Annotated in this window: 4 protein-coding genes; all 4 read right to left on the bottom strand. The window is 31.0% G+C overall.

Annotation, left to right across the window (positions count from 1 at the left end; genetic code table 11):
* Nucleotides 1-75: 75 nt before the first annotated feature.
* A complete protein-coding gene (locus tag BM119_RS19315) occupies nt 76-486 on the bottom strand; it encodes a flagellar protein FlgN (RefSeq protein WP_090043327.1) in 411 nt (136 codons plus the stop codon).
* The gene (locus BM119_RS19310; RefSeq protein WP_177199523.1) at nt 486-761 is read right to left on the bottom strand and encodes a flagellar biosynthesis anti-sigma factor FlgM; all 276 of its coding nucleotides are present in this window, start codon (nt 759-761) and stop codon (nt 486-488) included. The genes BM119_RS19315 and BM119_RS19310 overlap by 1 nt, the downstream gene beginning before the upstream one ends.
* Nucleotides 762-950: 189 nt before the next feature.
* Nucleotides 951-2,078, bottom strand: coding sequence for a flagellar motor switch phosphatase FliY (gene fliY / locus BM119_RS19305; protein WP_090043325.1), 1,128 nt, complete (start codon nt 2,076-2,078; stop codon nt 951-953).
* Nucleotides 2,071-3,066 (bottom strand): flagellar motor switch protein FliM, encoded by a 996-nt coding sequence (gene fliM / locus BM119_RS19300; protein WP_090043324.1) that lies wholly within the window; start codon nt 3,064-3,066, stop codon nt 2,071-2,073. Before fliM ends, fliY begins: the two co-directional genes overlap by 8 nt.
* Between the last annotated feature and the right edge of the window lie 66 nt (nt 3,067-3,132).

Genomic DNA, 3,132 nt, shown 5'->3' with positions numbered 1-3,132 from the left:
ACATCTTTGTTGAACAGATATTCCTCTCTTTGCCACATTAAAAGTACTGAATAATCCTGACATTTTTTCACATCCTTATCTTTTTATTTTTCCATATGAATTATATGTTGATGGTGTTCTTTTAGGATTTATATGAGATAACATTTTAGTTGTGAAAGATAGATTTTGCTTTATTAAAAGATCATTGCTATCTTTTTGTATTTTTAAATCGTTTAAAATAAATTTTATATCATTAAAGATTGACTTTAGTTCTTTATCACTACTATTTTGTATAACTTCTTTTAAAGAGAGATTTTTTAAAATCCCTCTTCTCTTAACTTCATATTCTGCAACGTCCTTGTTGCAAAGTTTTATTTTATCTACCATGGAATCAAGAGCAAAAACATCCTTTTTTATCAAAAGAGAAAATTGCTCTTCTAAAAGCTTTAGTAATGAATCTAAAGCCTCTTTTTCAAGTATCATGATCTCCTTTAATTTTTCTTCCATTAAACACCTCTACCTTTCATTACCTCTAACATCTTTTTTGCTATATCTTCTGACTTAACATTATAGCTTCCTTCTTTTACTTTTTTTCTTATAATTTCTACTTCTTCCGTTCTATCTATTTTAAAATTATCTACATCTAAACTGCTAAGCTTTTTTGCTAGAGGAGATATTTCAAGGGTGTCTTTTTTAGGTTCAACTTTATGGACCCTTTGTACTTTACTTTTGTCGCTATAAAGATTTACTACCTTATTAACCCCGATTGATTTTACGTCCATACTAACACTCCTTATTTCTAGGTTATATGTTTTATTATCGAAGTTTTCCATGTAAAGTTTATACATAAAAAACTTATACTGATTTTAATTTTGTGATTATGTATATAGTTTTCTACTGTTTACACTAAAATATGTTTAACTTATTTTGAACAATCAAAAAACCATATGAAATTTTCATATGGTTTTAAATTATTTTCCTAAGGTTTTAACTCTTTCATGACTACTTAAAATACTCGTTATTCTTACTCCAAAGTTTTCGTCAACAACTACAACCTCTCCATAGGCAATTTTCTTACCATTTACAAGTATCTCTACTGGTTCCTCTGCCAACTTATCAAGTTCTATCAATGAACCTGTACCTAAATTTAAAATATCCTTAATATTCTTTCTTGTTCTACCAAGAACTACTGATATTTCAAGTGGTACATCTAATATTAAATCAATATTTTGGTGACTCCCAGCAGATGATGGTTGAAGTGGTGCAAAATCAGCTTTTTGCACTTGGACCATTGGCTGCTCAATTGTCCTTTGTGGCACCATTTCTATAGGTTTTTCAAATTCTTCAACAATAGGATTATTCAAAGCATTCCCCACCTTTTCATCATTATTATGTATTGGTTGTGGTGGTTGCGGTTCTGCATCTTCTCCCATCATTATTGAAACTATTTTTTTAGCTGTTTTTACAGGTAAAATCTGCATTATATTACTATCTATTAAGTTCCCTATAGTTAATTTGAAAGATACCTTAACTACTACCTCATCTTCGTTTATTTTATCTGATAAACTCTCTGATGTATCACTCCACACCTTTGATATAGGCGGTGATATATTTACTTCTCTTGAGAACATAGTTGCCATAGATGTTGCTGCCGAACCTATCATTTGGTTCATAGCTTCTGATACAGCACTCATTTCAAGCTCTGAAAGCTCTGTGTTTTGTACTGTTCCATCTCCACCCATCATTAAATTAGCAATAACTGAAGCATCTGTTGTTTTCATAACCAGTAAATTTATTCCAACTATTCCGGTTACATATTCAACTTCTAGTGCTACATTAGGCACTTCGAAAGATTCTTTCAGCGTACTAAGATTTGTAGTGGATACCATTGGAGTTGTTATATTAACCTGTTGGTTAATAACTTGGGATAATGCTGTAGATGCTGATCCCATTGAAATATTTCCAATTTCTCCTAGCAAATCTTTTTCCAAATCACTTAATATAGATTCATCTACTCCTTCTGTATTTTCTGTTGGAGGATTTATATCTCCATTAAGTAGAGAATCTATTTCTTCTTGAGAAAGAAATCCATTACTCATAGCTCTCCACATCCTTATCTATAATATCTAATACAGATACCCCTAAATTCTTTCCTACTGTTCCAGGAATACCATAGAAATATTCTTTATCATCTATCACCACAGTTACAGGGCTATTGCTCTTTTTATCTAAGGTTATTATATCTCCTGTTGAAAGCTTTAAGAATTCATCAACGGTTATAGATGTCTTACCTAGAAGAGCCATCAATTCAACATCCACTACATTTAATTTTTCTTTAATTTTGCTTCTTGATTCTTCAACAATACCAGCATCCGCTTGTTCAAACCAGTATTGTACTATAAGCTTATCTAAAACTTTCTCTATGCTTAGATATGGAATACATATATTTATAAATGTACTACTTTTACCCATCTCCACGGAAAAAGTTATTAATGCTACTGGCTCATTAGGAGCTAGTGTCTGATTTAATGCTGGGTTTGTTTCTACCCCTTCTATTTCTGGTTCAACATGCATAATATCTTCCCATGCAAGTGTTAAACTAGAAATTAGCCCTTGATTTATTTGTGTAATTATATTCTTATCTATATCTGAGAACTCCCTTGACTTAAAAGCTCTATTCCCATCTCCACCTAAAAGTATATCTAACACTTGAAATACAAACTGTGGATTAGTTTCAAATAATATAGATCCACTTAAAGGTGGCATTTTGAACACAGTTAAAATGGTTTGGCTAGGAATAGAATGTATAAACTCTTCATAAGTAATTTGTTCTACAGACTCAATCTTAACCTTAACATTAGTTCTCATTTGAGCGGTTAAATAGTTTGTAATGATTCTTGCATAGTTATCATGAATAAGCTCTAAAGTTCTTATATGATCTTTTGAAAACTTTTGAGGGCTTCTAAAATCGTATACTTTTACTTTTTGCTTTTCTTCATCTTTTTCTAAATCATCAGCAACTATTTCACCAGAGGACAAGGCAGACAACAGCGCATCTATTTCACTTTGGGATAAAACCTCTGCCATACAATTCCCTCATTTCCTTATAAATTTAAATCAGCTTATCAATATCTATCATTGTAACTATCTTAT

Source organism: Clostridium frigidicarnis (genome assembly GCF_900111985.1).
In the GTDB taxonomy this organism is placed as follows: Bacteria; Bacillota; Clostridia; order Clostridiales; family Clostridiaceae; genus Clostridium_Z; species Clostridium_Z frigidicarnis.
Note: the sequence above shows the minus strand (reverse complement) of the source record. Positions and strands in the feature narration are given on the sequence as shown.